Annotated in this window: 18 protein-coding genes; 17 read left to right on the top strand and 1 reads right to left on the bottom strand. The window is 38.6% G+C overall.

Translation table 11 applies throughout. The features are described from left to right. The first annotated feature begins 21 nt into the window (after positions 1-21). The 7 genes from dnaE to C9J31_RS17435 all read left to right on the top strand — a co-directional run bounded on the left by dnaE (position 22) and on the right by C9J31_RS17435 (position 9,296). Complete coding sequence (dnaE, locus tag C9J31_RS17465; protein WP_107949857.1) at positions 22-3,105, top strand: DNA polymerase III subunit alpha; 3,084 nt, start codon at positions 22-24, stop codon at positions 3,103-3,105. A 129-nt stretch (positions 3,106-3,234) separates the two neighbouring features. Continuing rightward, positions 3,235-3,867, top strand: a complete 633-nt coding sequence (locus C9J31_RS17460) for a FadR/GntR family transcriptional regulator (protein ID WP_107923396.1) — start codon at positions 3,235-3,237, stop codon at positions 3,865-3,867. A gap of 30 nt (positions 3,868-3,897) precedes the next feature. Beyond that, positions 3,898-4,755, top strand: a complete 858-nt coding sequence (gene accD, locus C9J31_RS17455; RefSeq protein ID WP_107949859.1) for an acetyl-CoA carboxylase, carboxyltransferase subunit beta — start codon at positions 3,898-3,900, stop codon at positions 4,753-4,755. Continuing rightward, entirely contained in the window at positions 4,748-5,704 is a 957-nt protein-coding gene (locus C9J31_RS17450) for an acetyl-CoA carboxylase carboxyltransferase subunit alpha (RefSeq protein ID WP_107949861.1), read from the top strand. Before accD ends, C9J31_RS17450 begins: the two co-directional genes overlap by 8 nt. A 230-nt stretch (positions 5,705-5,934) precedes the next feature. Continuing rightward, entirely contained in the window at positions 5,935-6,894 is a 960-nt protein-coding gene (pfkA, locus tag C9J31_RS17445; protein ID WP_107923399.1) for a 6-phosphofructokinase, read from the top strand. A 26-nt stretch (positions 6,895-6,920) separates the two neighbouring features. Continuing rightward, the gene (gene pyk, locus C9J31_RS17440) at positions 6,921-8,681 is read left to right on the top strand and encodes a pyruvate kinase (protein ID WP_107949862.1); all 1,761 of its coding nucleotides are present in this window, start codon (positions 6,921-6,923) and stop codon (positions 8,679-8,681) included. Between the two features lie 225 nt (positions 8,682-8,906). After that, positions 8,907-9,296 carry an FxsA family protein gene (locus C9J31_RS17435; protein WP_107923401.1) on the top strand — a complete coding sequence of 130 codons (390 nt, stop codon included), beginning with the start codon at positions 8,907-8,909 and terminating at the stop codon, positions 9,294-9,296. Here the strand turns inward: C9J31_RS17435 and C9J31_RS17430 are convergent. After that, a complete protein-coding gene (locus tag C9J31_RS17430; RefSeq protein WP_235616185.1) occupies positions 9,280-10,245 on the bottom strand; it encodes an AI-2E family transporter in 966 nt (321 codons plus the stop codon). The genes C9J31_RS17435 and C9J31_RS17430 overlap by 17 nt on opposite strands. A 253-nt stretch (positions 10,246-10,498) precedes the next feature. Between C9J31_RS17430 and citZ the strand changes: the two genes are divergently transcribed. From citZ to hflC, 10 genes are all read left to right on the top strand, one after another. Continuing rightward, on the top strand, positions 10,499-11,614 hold the full coding sequence (gene citZ, locus C9J31_RS17425) for a citrate synthase (protein ID WP_054767257.1): 1,116 nt from the start codon (positions 10,499-10,501) through the stop codon (positions 11,612-11,614). Positions 11,615-11,694: 80 nt separating this feature from the next. Beyond that, a complete protein-coding gene (icd, locus tag C9J31_RS17420) occupies positions 11,695-12,957 on the top strand; it encodes an NADP-dependent isocitrate dehydrogenase (RefSeq protein ID WP_107923403.1) in 1,263 nt (420 codons plus the stop codon). Between the two features lie 181 nt (positions 12,958-13,138). Beyond that, positions 13,139-14,077: a malate dehydrogenase gene (gene mdh, locus C9J31_RS17415; protein WP_107923404.1), complete on the top strand. Its 939-nt coding sequence runs from the start codon at positions 13,139-13,141 to the stop codon at positions 14,075-14,077. A 341-nt stretch (positions 14,078-14,418) separates the two neighbouring features. Beyond that, a complete protein-coding gene (locus tag C9J31_RS17410; RefSeq protein ID WP_054767259.1) occupies positions 14,419-14,859 on the top strand; it encodes a MaoC/PaaZ C-terminal domain-containing protein in 441 nt (146 codons plus the stop codon). Positions 14,860-14,915: 56 nt separating this feature from the next. Further along, positions 14,916-15,632: a response regulator transcription factor gene (locus C9J31_RS17405; RefSeq protein ID WP_107923405.1), complete on the top strand. Its 717-nt coding sequence runs from the start codon at positions 14,916-14,918 to the stop codon at positions 15,630-15,632. Next, complete coding sequence (pnpS, locus tag C9J31_RS17400; protein WP_107949864.1) at positions 15,629-17,182, top strand: two-component system histidine kinase PnpS; 1,554 nt, start codon at positions 15,629-15,631, stop codon at positions 17,180-17,182. The genes C9J31_RS17405 and pnpS overlap by 4 nt, the downstream gene beginning before the upstream one ends. 493 nt (positions 17,183-17,675) lie before the next feature. Then, positions 17,676-18,044 carry a CidA/LrgA family holin-like protein gene (locus tag C9J31_RS17395; protein WP_054767261.1) on the top strand — a complete coding sequence of 123 codons (369 nt, stop codon included), beginning with the start codon at positions 17,676-17,678 and terminating at the stop codon, positions 18,042-18,044. Further along, positions 18,041-18,754, top strand: a complete 714-nt coding sequence (locus C9J31_RS17390) for an LrgB family protein (protein WP_107949866.1) — start codon at positions 18,041-18,043, stop codon at positions 18,752-18,754. The genes C9J31_RS17395 and C9J31_RS17390 overlap by 4 nt, the downstream gene beginning before the upstream one ends. A gap of 120 nt (positions 18,755-18,874) precedes the next feature. After that, complete coding sequence (gene hflK / locus C9J31_RS17385; protein ID WP_107949868.1) at positions 18,875-19,861, top strand: FtsH protease activity modulator HflK; 987 nt, start codon at positions 18,875-18,877, stop codon at positions 19,859-19,861. Then, on the top strand, positions 19,861-20,871 hold the full coding sequence (gene hflC, locus C9J31_RS17380) for a protease modulator HflC (RefSeq protein WP_107949870.1): 1,011 nt from the start codon (positions 19,861-19,863) through the stop codon (positions 20,869-20,871). Before hflK ends, hflC begins: the two co-directional genes overlap by 1 nt. The last annotated feature ends 36 nt before the right edge of the window (positions 20,872-20,907 follow it).

The raw sequence follows: 20,907 nt of genomic DNA, 5'->3' as shown, positions 1-20,907 counted from the left end.
TAATGAAAGGAAGGGATTCTTTTGACAAATGTGTATACACAAATGCATACGAGCGCGGATTTATTGAAAAGTACGATTCGGCTTGAGCAATTGATCCCTTTTTTACAAGAGCAAAATACACAGGCCTGTGCAATCGTCAATTCGAAATTGTACGGGCTTTTGCCTTTTTGTAAAGCAATGCAGCAGGCCAATATCCATGCTGTATTAGGGCTAACGGTAAATGTGCAGTGGCAGGAAACTGTGATTCCGGTTGTTTTGTATGCACAGACACAAGAAGGCTACCAACATCTATTAAAGATTAGTAGTGCCGTTTCGATTAAAGAGAACGAGGTATTACCATGGAAATGGCTTAAAGGCTATTCGGCAGGCTGTCTGGCAATGCTTCCTACAAGTAGCTCACTAGAGATAGATGAATGGACTAAGGTTGCAAGTGCGCTGCACCATGTCTTTATAGAACGTTTTTATGTAGGTATTGCAAGACCAGCAGGCATTGTTTCGGCAACGGAAACAGCTATTTCACGATGGTGTGAAGCTGAACATATACAGATTGTCGCCACACATGATAGCTATTTTTTACGCCCAGAAGATCATTTTGCCTATGAAGTTGCTAGAGCCATTGATCAAGGAGCAAAGCTCAGTGAAACAATGTTAACAGCCCATTTACAAGGGAATTTTGTACCAACTAAAGAAGAGATGCTTGCATGGTTTGATGATCGTCCACAATGGCTTGAAACAAGTTCAGTCATGCTCGCTAGTTGTAGAGCGGAAATTCCGAAAGCGCAAATCCAAATGCCGAAGTATCCTGTACCAGCAGATGACACGGCTGACAGCCTTCTTATAAAAGCAGCCTTTTTGGGACTTACCACACGCTTGCAACAAAATGACATACCGACAGCCTATCGCGAACGACTCCATTATGAGTTAGATGTTATCTGTTCAATGGGCTATGCAGATTATTTTTTAATTGTTGCTGATTTTATGCGCTTTGCCAAAGAAAATCATATTTTAACTGGTCCGGGGCGGGGGTCATCTGCAAGCTCACTTGTTGCCTATAGCTTATCTATTACCCGTGTTGATCCACTTGAATATGGTTTATTATTTGAACGTTTTTTAAATCCTGAACGAGTAACATTACCTGATATAGATATTGATTTTGTTGATAGCAAAAGACAAACAGTTATCCAATACGTCGCACAAAAATATGGCAAGGCAAATGTAGCACAAATCATTACCTTTGGAACATTGTCTGCGAAAGCAGTTGCTAGAGATGTAGCGCGTGTTTTTGGATTTGAGGCAGAGGAACTTGAAAAAATATCAAAAATGATTCCTAATAAGCCAGGGATGACGATACAAAGAGCGGTAGCAGAGTCTCAGAATTTTCAAGCTTGGCTAGCTGAAAATGAATACCATCGTCGTTGGTATGAGGTGGCGTTAAAGCTAGAGGGCTTACCGAGAAATTCTTCTACACATGCGGCTGGAATTGTACTATCACCAACACCATTAGTGAATACTGTACCGATTGAAAATGGCCATGACGATATTTATTTAACGCAATGGCCAATGGGCGATGTTGAAGCCAGAGGTCTTGTAAAAATGGACTTTTTAGGCTTACGTAATTTGACTATTTTAGAGCAAATACGTTGGTCAATTTATAAAGCGGGCGGGCCTTGGATTGAATTCGATCTCATTCCAATGCAAGATGAGAAGACGTTACAGCTATTACAAACTGGTGATACGGTGGGAATATTCCAATTAGAATCCGAAGGGATGAAGCAAGCATTACGTGATATTCATCCTACACATTTTTTGGATATTGTGGCAGTCAATGCACTTTATCGTCCAGGTCCGATGGATTTTATACCAGTCTATGCACGACGAAAAGCAGGTAAAGAGCCTGTTATAATGCCACATCCGATACTGGAACCAATTTTGCAAGAGACGTTTGGCGTCATTGTCTACCAGGAGCAGATTATGCACATTGCTTCAGTTATGGCTGGATTTACGATGGGGCAGGCTGATTTACTGCGTCGTGCGGTTAGTAAGAAAAAGCGTGAGGTCCTTGAGGAGCAACGTGCTGCATTTGTCAGTGGAGCTAGTAGGCAAGGGTTTGAAAGCCACATAGCAGAAGAGGTGTATGCGTTAATTGTACGCTTTGCAGACTATGGTTTTCCAAAAAGCCATGCGGTGGCCTATAGTATAATCTCTTATCATATGGCCTATTTAAAGGCACATTTCCCACAAAGTTTCTATGCGGCGTTATTATCGAATGCAACAGGCAATGCCGATAAAATTCAGCAGCTTGTCGCTGAAGCAAAGGAAAAAGGTATTCCGTTTTACCCGCCTTCCTTACAGCGCAGCACAAAGTTTTTTACTGTCGAAAGTGGGGGCATTCGCTATAGTTTATCGGGCGTTAAAGGGGTGCCGCAACCGTTTTTAGAAAAGCTAGTTGCCTTGCGAAAAACCAATCAAGATGCCTTTCATAATTTATTTGATTTGGCTGTTGCTTTAAGTGCGCAACATTTTAAACCAAAAGTGATGGAGTCTTTAATTTTTGCAGGAGCACTGGATTATTTAGGCAAGGATCGTGCAGTGTTGCTGACGACTTTAGAGGCGGCCCTTAAGCAGGCGGAGCTCTTACGCCCAACAGAGGATATCGATATTGAAACAGCTACAGCTTTTGACTTTGGTAAACCGAAGTATATGGAGGCACATGCAATGTCACAAAAGGAAAAGTTGCAGCATGAAAAAGAAAGTTTGGGCTTTTATATAACAGCACATCCAGTCACTGAGGAAAGAGTATCTTGGGGCAATGTGAATGCTACGTGCCGTGAGTTGAAAAATTTGCGTGAAGGTACGTATGTTAAAATGATTGGCATGATTGAAGAAGTGAAAAAAATTCGTACAAAAAAAGGTGAGCAAATGGCTTTTGTTCAACTTCAAGATGAATTTGGTACTGTATCCGTAACATTATTCCCTCAGGTGTTTCAGTTAGTCGAGGAAATGTTGCTAGAGGACGAACTGCTTTACATTGAAGGGTCACTAGAACTACGTTTTGGCAAGCCACAAGTAAAAGCAAAACATGCGCAAACGACAAAAAAAATATGAAATTAAACAAGATTTTAGAAACTGCATAACTTTTATGCAGTTTTTTCTTTACTTTTAAACAGTTATTTTGTAAGCTAGAGTCAACGTTAAAAAGTGGTCAGACCACTTTTTTGATAGGGGAGTTATCATATGGATAAACAAACCGAACAGAAGAAAGTGTTTTTAGAAATCGTTCAGCAACTGCGTCAGCTTATTCGCTTGGAGAAAATTCAAGCTGGAGAGAAGCTACCTTCTGAACGAGTCCTATCAGAGCGTCTAGGTGTCGGTCGTTCCTCTGTGAGAGAGGCCCTTCGAAGTTTAGAATTGTTGGGACTTATAGAAACGAGACACGGTGGAGGGACTTTTCTTGCCGCAACACATAAGCATCAGCTCGTAGAAGTCTTGTCGATGTTTATATTAGAAGATGAAAAATCAAAAAAAGATGTCGAATATACGCGACAAATTCATGAAAAGGAAGCTATCCGCGTAATAAGTTGTACAGAGATTCTGCGAACACTACCCGTGTGGGACAGTTTTTTTGTGAAACTAGAAATAGAAGGGGCGGTAAATTGTCGGGATGTTTTACGAGAGGTATTAATTACGACAGGCAATCGCCTTGCGCTAAAAATCTGGTTTCAATTGGCAGCTTATGACGGTGACCGTTTAAATCGAAACTCAACAGATGAAGAAAAAATAATCATTCAAACTATGTTGAAATCGATGCAGCTTGGCTATGAGAAAGAGGCATTACAAGCTTACGAGCAGTGGATGGGTACTGTATAAAGCATTTAGACAACAAAGGGGGAGTCAGACATGGCAATACGCAATTTATTTAGTGGCAACCGAAAAAAGAAACAGGATGGGCAGGAAAAGGCATTTCCAGAAGGACTCATGACAAAATGTCCTGAATGCCGTCATATCCAACTGACGAAAGAATTAGAAAAGCATCACAAAGTATGTACAAAATGTGGGCATCATTTTAAAATGACCGCACAGGAGCGTGTAACGTACTTCTTAGACGAAGGTTCATTTGTGTCTATGGACGACCATTTACAAACGAGTAATCCACTTGGTTTCCCAGCCTATGTAGAGAAAATTACTGCCGATCAACAAAAAACCGGTTTAAATGAGGCTGTATTAACGGGTCTAGGTACACTTGACGGTGAAGAAATTGTTGTAGCGATTATGGATTCTCATTTCCGTATGGGTTCAATGGGTTCAGTAGTGGGTGAAAAGATTACACGTGCTGTTGAAAAAGCAACAGAATTACGTTTACCATTTATTATTTTTACAGCAAGTGGCGGTGCACGTATGCAAGAAGGTGTTCTATCGTTAATGCAAATGGCAAAAACGAGTGTAGCATTAAAGCGCCATAGTGAACACGGTCTACTATTTATTTCAATTTTAACGCATCCAACAACGGGCGGCGTTTCTGCAAGTTTTGCCTCTGTTGGTGATATTAATATTGCTGAACCACAAGCACTGATTGGCTTTGCTGGTCGACGAGTAATTGAAGAAACAGTTAGAGAAAAGCTCCCAAGCGATTTCCAAACGGCAGAATTTTTATTAGAACACGGCCAGCTTGATGCAATTTTCCATCGTAAGGATTTACGTAACCAAGTAGCAGTGCTTGTAAAAATGCATATGAAGGGTGGCGTGCAGCATGTCTAAAACATTAGCTTTTGAAGAACCAGTTGTACAATTACGAGAAAAAATAGATGAACTTAAGACAATTGCTGCCGAAGCAGATGTAGATATGACAGGCGAAATTGAAAAGTTAGAAACGCGTTTAACACAGTTAGAGCAATCTATTTATGCAAATATGAAACCATGGGATCGTGTACAAGTCGCACGTCATCCAGAGCGTCCAACAACGCTTCAATATATTGAAGCAATGTGTGAAAATTTTATTGAACTACATGGAGATCGTACATTTGGAGACGATGCGGCAATTCTTGGAGGCATTGCTCTTTTCGAAGGACAGCCAGTAACGATTATCGGACATCAACGTGGAAAGTCTACAAAAGAGAATATCCGTCGTAATTTTGGTATGCCTCATCCAGAAGGATACCGAAAAGCATTGAGATTAATGAAACAGGCAGAGAAGTTCAATCGTCCAATTATTTGTTTTATTGATACGAAAGGTGCTTACCCAGGTAAGGCGGCTGAAGAGCGGGGGCAAAGTGAAGCGATTGCTCGCAATCTAGTGGAAATGGCAGGTCTATCAGTGCCAGTTATTAGCATTGTTATTGGAGAAGGTGGAAGCGGGGGGGCACTTGCATTGGGTGTAGCAAACCGTGTCTTTATGCTTGAAAACTCAACATATTCGGTAATCTCCCCTGAAGGTGCTGCATCTATTTTATGGCGTGATGGTAGTCTTGCGAAGCAAGCCGCTGAAGCAATGCGAATTACAGCACCTGATTTAAAAGAACTTGGTGTTATTGATGGTATTGTTCCAGAAGTAACCGGTGGCGCGCATCGCAATGTGGCCAAACAAGCACTCTATTTAAAAGAATGCATAAGTGATACATTAAAGGCTTTAAATTCTTTGAACGGTGAGCAATTGATTGAAGACCGTTACGAGAAGTTTAAAAAAATCGGGCAATATACTGAAGTATAATCTCGTTTAGAGTTGAGGAAATGAGGGTATAAAATAAGTACAATAATACATAGGTATTATTGGAAAAATGGTATATTTTAGATTTTTTTTGATGGAAGGGGTGTGTGAAAGCGCATTCTTTTCATTTTTTATGTAAAAGTTATGTTTTTGTCGTTCTAGAACCCTTACATAGTTTGTTTTTTCGTGTTAATGTGAATAATAATAGTGTAACTGCAGGAGGTTGTTCGACAATGAAGAAAATTGCCGTATTAACAAGTGGTGGAGATGCGCCAGGCATGAACGCAGCCATTCGTGCAGTCGTTCGTAAGGCAGCTTATCATGGAGTTGATGTTATTGGGATTAAGCATGGCTATGAAGGTTTAATAAAAGGCACGTTTGAGCCTTTAGATTTAGGCTCTGTAGGTGGCATCATTCAAAGAGGTGGCACTAATTTATTTTCAGCACGTTGCCCCGAATTTAAAGAAGATGCTGTACAACAGCAGGGCATTGAAAAAATGCGGGCAGCTGGTATTGATGGTCTTGTCGTCATCGGTGGTGACGGTTCCTATCGTGGTGCAATGGATTTAGTGAAAAAAGGATTTCCAGTTGTGGGCGTGCCAGGGACTATTGATAATGATGTCCCAGGTACAGAGTATACAATTGGTTTTGATACTGCATTAAATACAGTTGTAGAATCTATCGATAAAATCCGTGATACAGCGACTTCTCATGAAAATTCATTTATTGTTGAAGTAATGGGGCGAGACGCAGGGGATATCGCATTATGGGCAGGTCTTGCTGCAGGTGCGGAGACAGTGTTAATCCCTGAAGAAGATTATAATTTAGAGGACATTGTAGCACGTTTAGAGCGTGGTGAAGCTCGTGGTAAAAAGCATAGTATTATTATTGTGGCTGAAGGCGTCATGTCAGGTAATGAGTTGGCAAAATTATTAAAAGAGAAAACAGGAAAAGAGACGCGTGTTTCTGTACTTGGACATATTCAACGCGGAGGTTCTCCTACAGCGCGTGACCGTGTGCTAGCAAGTCAGTTTGGCGCACATGCAGTAGAATTGCTAATAGAAGGTAAATTTGGTCGAGCAGTCGGTATTCGCAATCATAAAGTGATTGACTATGATATGCCTGAAGCTTTTGAAAAAGATCATGAGGCAGATGTAGGTTTATATACTTTAATGAAAGAACTTTCAATATAATTTAGCAAAAACGGAGTGGGCAGATAATGAGAAAAACAAAAATTGTATGTACAATTGGACCAGCAAGTGAATCACCAGAAACTTTAGAAAAATTGATTGAGGCAGGTATGAACGTAGCCCGTTTAAATTTTTCGCACGGCACACACGAAGAACATGAAGTGCGCATTAATTTAATCCGAGAAGTAGCGGAGAAGTTAGGTAAACCTGTCGGTATTTTACTTGATACAAAAGGACCTGAAATTCGTACGCATAACATGCAAAATGGCGAGCTACATCTGACAACAGGTCAAGTTATTGATATTTCAATGACTGAAGTAGAAGGAACAGAGGCAAGTTTCTCTGTTACTTATAATCGATTAATTGAAGATGTTGAACAAAACTCTATTATTTTATTAGATGATGGATTAATCCAATTACGTGTATTAGCTACTGACACAGAAAAAGGCCTGATTCACACGATTGTGGAAAATGCCGGTGTCTTAAAAAATAAAAAAGGTGTTAATGTACCTGGAGTTTCTGTACAGCTTCCTGGCATTACTGAAAAAGATGCCCAAGATATTTTATTCGGCATAAAGCAAGGTGTCGATTTCATTGCGGCTTCATTCGTACGACGAGCAAAGGATGTATTAGAAATCCGAGAGTTGCTTGAGCAAAACGGTGGTAGTCATATTCAAATTATCCCGAAAATCGAAAACCAAGAAGGTGTCGACAATATCGACGAAATTATCTTAGTATCCGATGGGTTAATGGTAGCACGTGGAGACCTTGGCGTGGAAATTCCTGCTGAAGAGGTGCCTCTTGTACAAAAGAAATTAATTTTAAAATGTAACCAAGTTGGTAAACCCGTAATTACAGCAACACAAATGTTAGACTCGATGCAACGTAACCCTCGTCCAACACGTGCAGAGGCAAGTGACGTGGCAAACGCCATTATCGATGGAACAGACGCCATTATGCTTTCAGGGGAAACTGCTGCTGGGCTATATCCAGTTGAATCTGTACAAACAATGAATAAAATTGCAGAACGTACAGAACATTCATTGGATTATAAGGCAATCGTCTCTATAAGAAGTCGTGAAAAAGAAGCAAATATGACAGAAGCGATTTCACAGGCAGTTGCTTATACTTCGATTAACTTAGGCGTTAAAGCCGTACTTGCACCAACAGAAAGTGGTAACACCGCTCGCATGATTGCAAAATATCGACCAGGTGTGCCAATCGTTGCAGTAACAGGTTCTGCTAATACTGCACATACATTAACACTTGTTTGGGGTGTAAATCCAGTTGTATGTCAACGTGTTACAACGACAGACGAAATTTTAGAGCTTGCTGTTGACGAAAGCTTAAAGCATGGTTATGTAACGCATGGTGATGCAGTTGTTATTACAGCTGGTGTACCAGTGGGCGAAGCAGGTACAACAAACTTAATGAAAGTTCACATTATAGGAGATTTACTTGCTCGTGGACAAGGTATTGGCAAAGCTTCAGTCATTGGTAAAACAGTTGTTGCAAAAAATGCAGCAGAAGCACTTGCTTATGATACTGAAGGTTGTATTTTAGTGACAGTTGGTACGGATCGTGATATGATGCCAGCGCTTGAAAATTGCAGTGGTCTTATTACCGAGGAAGGTGGACTTACAAGTCATGCAGCTGTTGTTGGGCTCAGCCTTGGAATTCCAGTCATTGTTGGTGTTAAAGAAGCAACAACATTAATTCGTCATGGTCAAGAAATAACAATGGACGCTGAAACAGGTGTCATTTATAAAGGGCATGCGAGTGTTCTTTAATAGCTAATGAAAAAGCTCTAATACATAAAACTGTATTAGAGCTTTTTTGTTTAAAGATAAATAGTACGGGGTAAATATTAGTTACACCTATTGCTATTGTTCATATAAAGTTACACACTAGCTAGAGCTTTTTCTTATAATTTAGGCTCTTTGTTTTTTATATGAAACTAATTGGGCTATAATAACGTATAAAAGGTATAGCTTTTCAATAGGAAGGGGAAAAATATGCGAAAATTTTTTCTTGGTTTCATTGTGTATGCATTAGCCGAATTGGCGTTATTAATAGCAGTTGGTCAAAAAATAGGTGTATTGAGTACTTTATTGCTCATCATGGCGACGAGTGTTATAGGTATTTATGTAGCAAAAAATAAAGGTATGAATTCTGTACAAAAAGTAAAAAATACGATAGCTAAGGGTGAAGCACCGGGACCTGCTTTGATTGATGCATTACTGAATTTTAGCGGTGCTGTGCTGTTAGCCTTACCTGGTTTTTTAACTGATATTATAGGGTTATTACTACTCATGCCCATCTCAAGAAAGTTGTTCCAGCCAATCGCATTTTATTGGATTCGAAAAAAAATGAAAAAAGGTCAATTTATCATCGTTCAAAGATAGATTTTTCCTTAAGTTTAACGGCCAAAAATAAAAATATGGGGCTGAGTAAAATCCCGTAAAAACCAAATAATAAAATAGATGCAGCACTGATGAAAAAAGTGTGAAAAGTACGCAATTGTAATGTATTAGACCACAGCATAGAATCAGCTAACTGCCTTGTTAATTGGACAAATAAATACAAAAGTAAAATAGCAACGCATAAAAAAGTATTGCCATTGAAATAAAAGTAAATACTCATGGGAATGAGAAAGACTCCGATACCGAAGAATGGAAGTACATCTGCGAATGCAACGATAAATGCTTTAATAATAGCTTGTTCGAATTGAAAAATCATAAAGCCTGCACACAGGATGAAGAGTGTAATGGTGAATAACTGAAATTCTACAAATATAAAGTAATGAAAGAGTTGCATGATTTTAGAAAAATGCGATCGCCATTCGTTGCGGAATTTCTTAGGCACATATTGAAAAAACCAATAACGGGATTTACGTGTTTCTAGTAGCGCAAAATAGTACGCGACAAGGAAAATAAACACTTCAATGACGTGCTTCATGAATAATTGTAATAGGTTTGCTGTGTAAACGAGGATAGAATCAAAAATTGACAACGATTTTTCTTGTAAGACTTGTATAAACATGGACTCGTATTCAGTGAATAATTGGAAATTTTGCAGCGTATCTCTTATTTCAGGGAAGATCAGAATGATGCTGTTAATGGATATAATGATGAGGAGAAAAATACAAGTTAGTATAAGTATTTCTACCAATATTGCTGCGAGCCAATAAGGGATTTTACAATAAGCATTGAGAAATTTTATAATAGGATACGTAGAAAAAGATAAAAATATTGCAAGGGAGACAGGTAATACGAACCAAAGAATTAACAGATAAAAAATAAATAGTAGAACATTTATGGTTCTTTCGTATGAAAAATACTTAATATTCCTCATTTTTACAATTTCACCCCGATTCAAATAAAAAAATAATGTCAAAAAATACAAAAGAATCTCTTTGGAACGTCTTTATAGTCGCTCGGGCGGCATTTTCTTAATTTGAAGGTTTTTCATTCACAAAGCTGTCAAAAATGATTATAATAGCAATGTAAGCGATTTACTTAATGGTTCATATGAGCAAAAACCGTAAATGTTAACAAATTAAAATGCATTTACAACAAAATTTAAAAGTATGAGGGAGCGATAATTTATGTCAGCAACAAAAGGTTTAGAAGGTATCGTAGCGGCGGAATCTAAAATCAGCTCAATTATCGATGACACACTTACATATGTTGGTTACAACATTGATGATTTAGCAGATAACGCATCATTTGAAGAGGTAATTTACCTACTATGGCACACTCGTTTACCAAAAGCGGACGAGCTAGCTGAGTTAAAACAACAATTAGCAGACAACATGTCTATTCCACAAGCAATTGTAGACCAATTCAAAACATACCCACTATCAACTGTACATCCAATGGCTGCGCTACGTACTGCAGTATCTTTACTTGGTGTATTCGATGAAGAAGCGGATGTCATGGATCCAGAAGCTAACTACCGTAAAGCTATCCGTCTACAAGCTAAAATTGCTACAGTAGTAACTGCGTTTGCGCGTGTTCGTAAAGGCTTAGAGCCAGTTGCACCAAAACCAGAACTAGGTTATGCAGCGAACTTCTTATACATGTTAAAAGGTGAAGAACCAGCAGCAATCGAAATCGAAGCATTCGATAAAGCATTAGTATTACATGCCGATCATGAATTAAATGCCTCTACATTCACAGCACGTGTATGTGTAGCTACATTATCAGACGTTTATTCAGGTGTAACTGCAGCTATCGGCGCATTAAAAGGACCACTTCATGGTGGTGCGAATGAACAAGTTATGAAAATGTTAAGTGAAATCGGTTCTCTTGATAATGTTGAATCTTATATTCAAAATAAATTAGATAACAAAGAAAAAATCATGGGCTTCGGTCACCGTGTTTACCGTAAAGGCGACCCACGTGCACCACACCTACGTGTAATGTCACAAAAATTAACTGAACTAACTGGTAAACCAGAGCTTTATGAAATGTCAGTTAAAATCCATGACATGATTGTTGAACAAAAGAAATTACCTGCTAATGTAGACTTCTTCTCTGCGTCAGTGTATGATTCTTTAGGCATCGATCATGACCTATTCACACCAATTTTTGCAGTATCACGTACTTCTGGTTGGGTAGCACATATTCTTGAACAATATGCTAACAACCGCTTGATTCGTCCACGTGCAGAGTATGTTGGACCAGGTATGCAAAAATATGTTCCAATCAGCGAGCGCTAATTTGGAACATATGCTAGAATATTTGGGACTGTGTTACCTATAACACAGTCCTATGATTATGAATTTAGGAGGCAACAATAATGTCAAACAAAATTGTAGTTGAAAATGGCGTACTTAATGTACCAAACAATCCAGTAATCCCGTTCATCGAAGGTGATGGAATCGGTCCAGATATTTGGGCTGCAGCATCTCGTGTTATTGACGCAGCTGTTGAAAAAGCTTATAACGGTGAAAAGAAAATCGAATGGTTAGAAGTTTTAGCTGGTGAAAAAGCGTTCAACCAAACGGGTGAATGGTTACCACAAGAAACTTTAGACAAAATTAACGAATACCTTATCGCAATCAAAGGTCCTCTTACAACTCCAATCGGTGGCGGTATCCGCTCACTAAACGTAGCATTACGTCAACAACTTGATCTATATGTTTGCTTACGTCCTGTACGTCACTTTGACGGAGTACCTTCTCCAGTTAAACGCCCAGAAGACGTTGAAATGGTTATCTTCCGCGAAAACACTGAAGACATCTACGCTGGTATCGAGTTCGAATCAGGCTCTGAACAAGCTAAAAAAATCATCAACTTCCTACAAACTGAATTTGGTGTTAACCAAATCCGCTTCCCAGAAACTTCTGGTATCGGTGTAAAACCTGTATCTAAAGAAGGTACTGAGCGTTTAGTGCGTTCTGCTATTGAATATGCTATTAAACATAACCGCCCATCTGTAACATTAGTTCACAAAGGGAACATTATGAAATTCACTGAAGGTGGATTCAAAAAATGGGGTTATGAATTAGCTGAAACTGAATTTGCTGATAAAACTTTCACTTGGAATCAATATGATGCAATCAAAGCTGAACAAGGTGAAGAAGCAGCAAACAAAGCACAAGCTGACGCTTTAGCTTCTGGTAAAATCTTAGTGAAAGATTCTATCGCTGACATCTTCTTACAACAAATCTTAACTCGTCCAACTGAGTTTGATGTAGTAGCTACAATGAACTTAAACGGTGACTATATTTCTGATGCACTAGCTGCACAAGTTGGTGGTATCGGTATTGCTCCAGGTGCGAACATTAACTACGTAACTGGTCACGCAATCTTCGAAGCTACTCATGGTACAGCTCCAAAATATGCTGGTTTAGATAAAGTAAACCCATCTTCAGTATTACTTTCAGGCGTATTAATGCTTGAACACTTAGGATGGCAAGAAGCAGCTGATAGCATTACAGCATCAGTTGAAAAAACAATCTCTTCTAAAGTTGTAACTTACGACTTTGCACGTCTAATGGACGGTGCTACAGAAGTGAAATGTTCTGAGTTCGCTGACGAGCTAATCAAAAACTTATAATTTTTCCAACATTAGTTGCATAAAATTATCTGTAATGAATGCAAAATCTGTCGAAATATGTTTGTTTAACTATTGTCTTTTTTTCAATAAAGTGTTTACGAACTTGTTTAAGCAAGGGAGAGAGAGTTATTCTCCTCCCTTTTTTTTTAACATAAAACCCAAATCAAAGGAGCGTATTCAAATGTCTTTGAAACGTAAAAAAATCTCAGTAATCGGTGGCGGATTCACTGGCGCTACTGCAGCATTTTTAGCAGCTCAAAAAGAACTTGGTGATGTAGTATTAGTAGACATTCCTCAAGCTGAAAACCCAACAAAAGGTAAAGCTTTAGATATGTGGGAAGCTGCTCCAATTCAAGGTTTTGATTCTTATGTTAAAGGTACTTCTGACTATGCAGATACAGCGGATTCTGATGTAGTCATCATCACTGCAGGTGTTGCTCGAAAACCTGGTATGAGTCGTGACGACTTAGTTCAAATCAACCAAGGCGTTATGAAAACTGTTTCTAAAGAAATTGCGACTCATTCACCAAACGCAACTATTCTCGTTTTGACAAACCCAGTTGATGCAATGACTTACACTGTATACAAAGAAACTGGTTTCCCTAAAAATCGTGTAATCGGTCAATCTGGTGTTCTGGATACAGCTCGTTTCCGTTCTTTTATCGCCGAAGAACTTAACATTTCTGTTAAAGACATCACAGGATTCGTATTAGGCGGGCATGGTGATACAATGGTGCCACTTACTCGCTACTCTTTCGCTGGCGGTATTCCACTAGAGACTTTAATCGCTCCTGAGCGTTTACAAGAAATTGTTGACCGTACTCGTAACGGTGGTGCTGAAATCGTAAACCTACTTGGTAACGGTTCAGCCTATTACGCTCCAGCTGCTGCACTTATAGAAATGGCTGAAGCGATTCTTAAAGACCAAAAACGTATTCTTCCATCTATCGCTCTGCTTGAAGGCGAGTATGGCTACAACGATATTTACTTAGGTGTACCTACACTTTTAGGTGCAGATGGTATTGAAAAAATTTATGAACTTGAATTAACGGATAAAGAAAAAGCTGCATTAGACAGCTCTGCAGAAGCTGTAAAAGCAGTTATGAAAGTTTTAGCTTAATAAAAAGTTTATGAAATCGAGTGGGAATCATTCCTACTCGATTTTTTATTATGTAGCTGTAAGTTGAATGTTGATTAAGGGAAATTGTTTGGCATACCTGTAGCATCAAGACCTAGTGGCATCTTTTTACTGCAAAAAACGCATTTATAGATATAGAAATATACAACTTAACTTTAATAGAATTTAGTTGATGTGAAGATACTTTGACTTATCCGTCGTTAAGTTAAGCGCTTAGTGCATAGTATGCATATTTATGAAATGGTTATTCTGCTTTTCGTTGTACTTTTAGAATAAAATTGATACTATGAAGGTAGTATGATAGAAAAGGGGTTGGCGTATCTTTGCTTCAAAAGAACAGTAAGCTTGGTCTCACTATAGATGAAATCACGATTGGCGAGAAAATTCATATTACTGAAAAAGTAGAGGATAAAGATTTATTGCTTTATTTAGGGCTTACAAATGATAGCAATCCGCTCTATATTCAACATGATTATGCAGCAATGACGCCATTTAAAAAGCCCATTGTACCAACAATTATGTTAAATGGTATCATTACGTCAGCTGTGTCGAAGTATATCCCTGGACCAGGTGCACGCATCATTGAACAGCATCTAAAATACTTAGGTCCACTCTATCATTATGAACTATTTGATACGCTATTAGAGGTAACCGCAGTCAATAAAGGACAAAATACAATTACGGTTTCAGTGAACTCATATAATGAGCAAAAGCAACTTGTGATTGAAGGTACATTACTAGTAACGCCACCACTTGCGTTATAGTAAACGTCTTGTAGATTTGAAATGGGGGTTTCAAATCATTAACGGAGGCATTATACATGACAAAGACAATTTTAGTTGTAGAAGATGAATTTTCAATTGCAACATTACTTAAATATAATTTAGAGCAGGCTGGCTATGTTGTTGAAACAGCTGTGGATGGTCAAGAAGGTTTAGAGAAGGCTATTGCACTACAGCCAGATTTAATGCTATTAGATTTAATGCTGCCGAAGCTAGATGGTATGGAAGTGTGTAAGCAAATTCGACAGCAACGCTTGAATACACCTATTATTATGCTAACGGCAAAAGATGATGAGTTCGATAAGGTGCTTGGTTTGGAACTCGGAGCAGATGATTATATGACGAAGCCCTTTAGCCCACGTGAGGTTTTAGCACGTGTGAAAGCAGTATTACGACGTTTTACACAAAATGTAGTAGCTGAGGATAAGGATGAACCGCTAGAAAAAATGTATGAATTTGGTCAACTCCGTGTGTATCCTGAGCGGTTTGAGGTATTTTTACAAGATGAAGCACTTGAATTTACACCAAAGGAATTTGAGCTTCTTATTTATTTACTCGAAAATAAAAACCGTGTATTAACGCGTGATCAGTTATTAAGTGCTGTATGGAAATATGATTTTGCAGGAGATACTCGTATTGTGGATGTGCATATTAGTCACCTTCGCGATAAAATTGAAGAAAATAGCCGTAAACCAATCTTTATTAAAACGATTCGTGGTCTTGGCTATAAATTTGAGGAGCCGAAATCATCATGAAATCAATGAGCAACCGCTTATTCTTGACATTCATGCTATTGCTCGGAACAATACTAGCTGTCCTAATTATTGTTATAGGTCAGCTTTTTCCTGTTTATATAGAACAATACAATGAACAGGCGAGCCCGCAGATGCAAGAAGCGATAGAAAAAGTATTAGAGGAACGACAGATTACATTATCTGCTGACGACAAAGAGGCGTTACTAGCAGTACAAACAATTGAAAATAATGATTCGCTATTATCCTATCTACATGCGCGTCTCTATATAGTGCTCGCGATTTTATTTTTCATAACCATTATTTTAATAGCCATAGTAAGTCGCTATATGATAGTGAATTTCACTGCACCTATTGATAATGTGACGGAAACGGCACTTGAGCTTGCAAAAGGGAATTATCGAGCACGTGCTCATGAAAATGAGCAGGAACGCACGATGCCGCTTAGTCATTCTATCAATATTTTGGCGCGAAATTTGCAGGACATTACAACGATTCGTGAAGTTGAAGAGGAAAGACTTAAAACTTTAATCGAGAACATGGGAAGTTCGCTCATGATGATCGGGCGCGAAGGTAATATATCGATTGTCAATCGTGTATTTTTGGAGCGCTTTGGCATGCAGCTGGAAGATGTACAAGGAAAGGTATTTCGTACAATTGGCTTGCCAAAATCGCTAGAGCAATTTATCGACCATGTGTTTTTAACAGAGATGCCATATCGACAACAAATTAAAATGGAAGTTCAACAAGAGCTATATAATAAAGAAGTATATGGTGCACCGGTCATCGGTGATCACGGACGATGGCTTGGAGTTGTGATTGTTATGCATGATATTACGGAGCTTGTGCGTTTAGAGCAAATTCGGAAAGACTTTGTCGCAAATGTCTCCCATGAACTTCGTACGCCTATTACATCTATTAAAGGTTTTTCGGAGACATTGCTGGACGGAGCCTATAAGGATGAAAAGATGTTGCTTTCATTTTTAGAGATTATTCATAAAGAAAGTAATCGTCTACAAATGCTCATTCAAGATTTACTAGAGCTTTCGAAAATTGAACAACATGGTTTTACTGTTAATATTATGCCTATGTATTTACAAGATGTGCTTATACGAGGAGCAGAGCTAACTGGCCCACGTCTGGATGAGAAAAATATGAGCTTTAACGTTGATATTGCACGTGATGTAGAGGTAATGGGTGACGCCAATCGCATTATACAAATTGTTATGAATTTAATTACCAATGCGATAACATATTCACCAGAAAATACCATTGTGACAATTCGATTGAAGGAAGATGAAACATACGGCATTCTTGAAATCGAGGATGAAGGTATCGGAATTGAAAAACATGAAATTGCTCGTGTCTTTGAACGATTTTATCGAGTAGACCGTGCCCGAAGTCGAAATTCTGGTGGGACAGGCTTAGGACTTGCCATTGTCAAGCATTTAGTGGAGGCACATCATGGGCGTATTCAAGTGGAAAGTGAAGTTGGCGTCGGAACAAAAATGATTGTCATGATTCCTAAAGAATTAACGAATTCTTTACAATAATAGCATGTAAGATTCACATTACGGGGCTATACTAATTTATAGAAACCCCCTATATAGTTTGATAAGATGAAAAGTTGCTTGATAAACTTGTATGCACATGCATAGATGTTTTACCCCGCTTTAACGGTCAGTAATTTATCTGTTCCGAAAGCGAAGCGTCAGGTACAAGACGCCCACCTCAAGTTGAAAGATGAGCACGAGTCAACAAGGTGGTCGATCAACTGACCATAAAAGCCCGATTGGTTCGGGGCAACAGGATGTTGGTCACACAAGCCTTTTCACAGGATGTGAAGGTTGTAGCTTGTGTTCCTCTATTTATTGTGGGGAATGAAGAAAACCACCCACTGATTGAAGTTTCACTTTTTAGTTGTTGCTACACCACATAAAGAATCTATTTCCAAAGTTTTTTGGAGATGGGTTCTTTTTGTGTTTTACTCTTACGCAAAAGAGGTGTAAAGTATAGTAGCATAATAAGATTGAGAGAAGGTTGACCATGAAAATCGCCAAAAGTCTCGTGCAAATTGGCTATCTTTATATATTATTATTTATCGGAAATAGTATTGCACGTTTACTTCACTTGCCGATTCCAGGGAGCATAATAGGTTTAATATTATTGTTTTTATTATTACAGTTCCATATCATAAAACTTGAATGGATTGAGCTAGGTGCTGGATTATTACTGAGTGAATTACTATTGTTTTTCATTCCATCTGCAATTGGTGTTATCGATTATGATGCATTATTCGGTGTTCAGGGCGTGAAAGTCGTTCTTGTCATCGTAGTGAGTGCCATTGTTGTCATGCTCGTAACGGGTTACACAGCCCAATGGCTAGAGCAACGAAAGAAGGGCAATGCTGCATGAGTATCCTGATTGCTGTAGTTAGTTTACTAGGGACAATTGCTATTTTTTACACTTGCAAAGTCTTCTATCAAAAGTTTAAAAAGGAATGGCTAACGCCTATGCTCATAACACCGCTAGTCATCATCTTTGTTTTGCTGCTAACAGGAACATCCTATGATTCCTATAATGCAGGAGCCAATATTTTAACAAACCTACTTGGGCCGGCGACAATTGCCTTTGCCGTACCGATTTATAAAAATTTCTCGCTTCTAAAACAACATGCCTTTGAAATTTTTCTTAGTATTGCTATTGGTTCGGCTGTTGCGATTATATCATCATTTTTCATCGCATTAGTGGTTGGCCTAAATGACAAATTAGTGCATAGCTTAGTACCACGGTCTGTTACAACACCAATCGCCATGGATATTTCAAATATGATTGGTGGTTCTCCTACACTCACGGCTGTTTTTGTGATGACGACAGGTATACTTGGTAGCTTACTTGCTCCAATCATTATTCGCATAAGTCATTTCCGTTCACCCTCTGCGAAAGGTTTAATGCTAGGGATGGGGGCGCACGGAACAGGGACTTCAAAAGCATTTGAGTTTGGTGAGTTGGAAGGTACTTTTGCAAGTCTTGCCATGGTTGTTGCGGCATTAATTAGTATAGTTTTATCTACAATGTTTTTCCCTGTATTCGAACAATTCGTAATGAATATCCTGTTGCCTTAATTGGTGACAGGATATTTTGATTTATATAACTGTGTGAAAAGCTCAAAAAATATTATTTTCTTGAAACTTTTTGTAAGTTTTCCCGTAAACAATAGTACTAAGTAAAAGGGAGGAACAGACATGAGTGTGAAAAGAACACTAATGATGGTGGGACTTGGAATTTTCGGCATTGTGGCACTGATCGCTGTCTTTACATCGTGGTATACAGTGGATGAATCGGAGCAAGCAGTTGTCGTTACATTTGGTCGTGCTGATGATATGGTTACAAATCCTGGTTTACATTTTAAATTACCTTGGCCAGTACAGTCGGTTGAGATTTTATCGAAAGAAACATTTAGTTTACAGTTTGGTTATAAACAAAATAAGGCTGGAGAAATGGAAGCTTATGATGCTGAAATCAAAATGATTACGGGAGATGAAAATATAGTCTTAACGGATCTTGTTGTGCAATGGAAAATTACAGATCCACGCAAGTATTTATTCAATGCACAAGATCCAGAAGAAATTTTACATAGTGCCACATCAAGCGCGATTCGTTCAATTATCGGCAGTTCAACTATTGATGCAGCGCTAACAGATGGAAAGGCAGAGATTGAAGCAAATACTCGAGATTTACTCGTATCATTAGTAGAAAAATATGATATTGGTGTTGGGATTTTGGGCGTTAAATTGCAAGATGTAGAGCTACCAAATTCAGAAGTACGAGCAGCCTTTACAGCGGTAACAGATGCACGTGAAACAAAAAACACCAAAACTAATGAAGCACAAAAGTATAAAAACCAACGCATCAGTGAAGCAGAAGGTGAAAAGGATGCCATCATTTCAAAGGCTGAAGGTGCGAAAAAGGCGCGAACAGAGCAAGCCCAAGGTGATGTAGCTGTCTTTAATAAAATGTATGAGCAATATAAAGGCAATCAACAAATTACACGTGAGCGCTTAGTATTGGAAACACTTGAAAACGTCCTACCGAAAGCACAAATATACTTTATGAATGATGATGGCAGTACCATGAAGTACTTACCATTGCAAGCATTGCAACCAACAGAACAGCAAAAGTCTACAGAGACAAAAGAGACAAAAGAGAAAAAAGAGGGGAGCGGTAACTAATGGATCAAAAAAATAAGGACCTTGATAAATTTCTAAGTTTTTTATCAGGTAAATCAAAAACTACCGCTTCTAGTGATGGTGACAAGGGCGACAACGTTGTGAAAATGTCTAAAAAGAGTCCGCTAAATCCGAAGAAACTTCTTTCGCTAGTTGTTACTTTAACTGTTGTATTTGCGATTGTAGTAATTTTATTTGCAAATGTTTATATTGTGAAAGAATCGGAGTATGCCGTTGTACGTCAATTTGGTGAAGTGGTAAAATTTGAGCGTGAGCCAGGATTGAATATGACAGTACCGTTTATTCAAAGTGTAACAAGATTACCAAAAAACCAAATGACATATGATATTTCTGAAGAGGAAATTAATACAAAAGATAAAAAACGGATAATTATCGATAACTATGCAGTGTGGCGTATTACAGATCCGAAGGCACTTATTTCAAATGCTGGTACACTGAGCAAAGCAGAATCTCGTATGGAGGAGTTTATCTATTCAGTTATTCGTACGGAACTTGGGCAATTAAAGTATGAAGAAATAATTAATGATGAAAATTCCTCTCGTGGTAGCTTAAATGATCGTGTCACTCAACGTGTCAATGAACTATTATTAAATGACAAATATGGTATTGAAGTGGTCGATGTTCGAATTCGTCGTACCGATTTACCATCTGAAAATGAGCAATCTGTTTACACAAGGATGGTATCTGAGCGTCAATCTATTGCACAGCTTTACTTATCCGAAGGGGATGCAGAAAAACGGCGCATTGAAGCACAAACAGATCGTCAAGTGCAGGAAATGCTTGCTACGGCAAATAAAGAAGCATCTTTAATACAAGCCGAAGGAGAAGCTGAGGCGGCCAAAATTTATAATAGCTCATTCTCAAAAGATCCTGAGTTTTATTCACTGTATCGTACGCTTGAATCATATAAGAAAACTGTAGGTGAAGATACGGTCATTATTTTGCCATCAACCTCACCTTATGCGAAACTTTTATCGGGCTATATACAATAATCTAGTAATCCTTGCAGGGATTTGTAAAAGTGGCAA

It is taken from the genome of Lysinibacillus parviboronicapiens, from assembly GCF_003049605.2.
GTDB lineage: Bacteria > Bacillota > Bacilli > Bacillales_A > Planococcaceae > Lysinibacillus > Lysinibacillus parviboronicapiens.
Note: the sequence above shows the minus strand (reverse complement) of the source record. Positions and strands in the feature narration are given on the sequence as shown.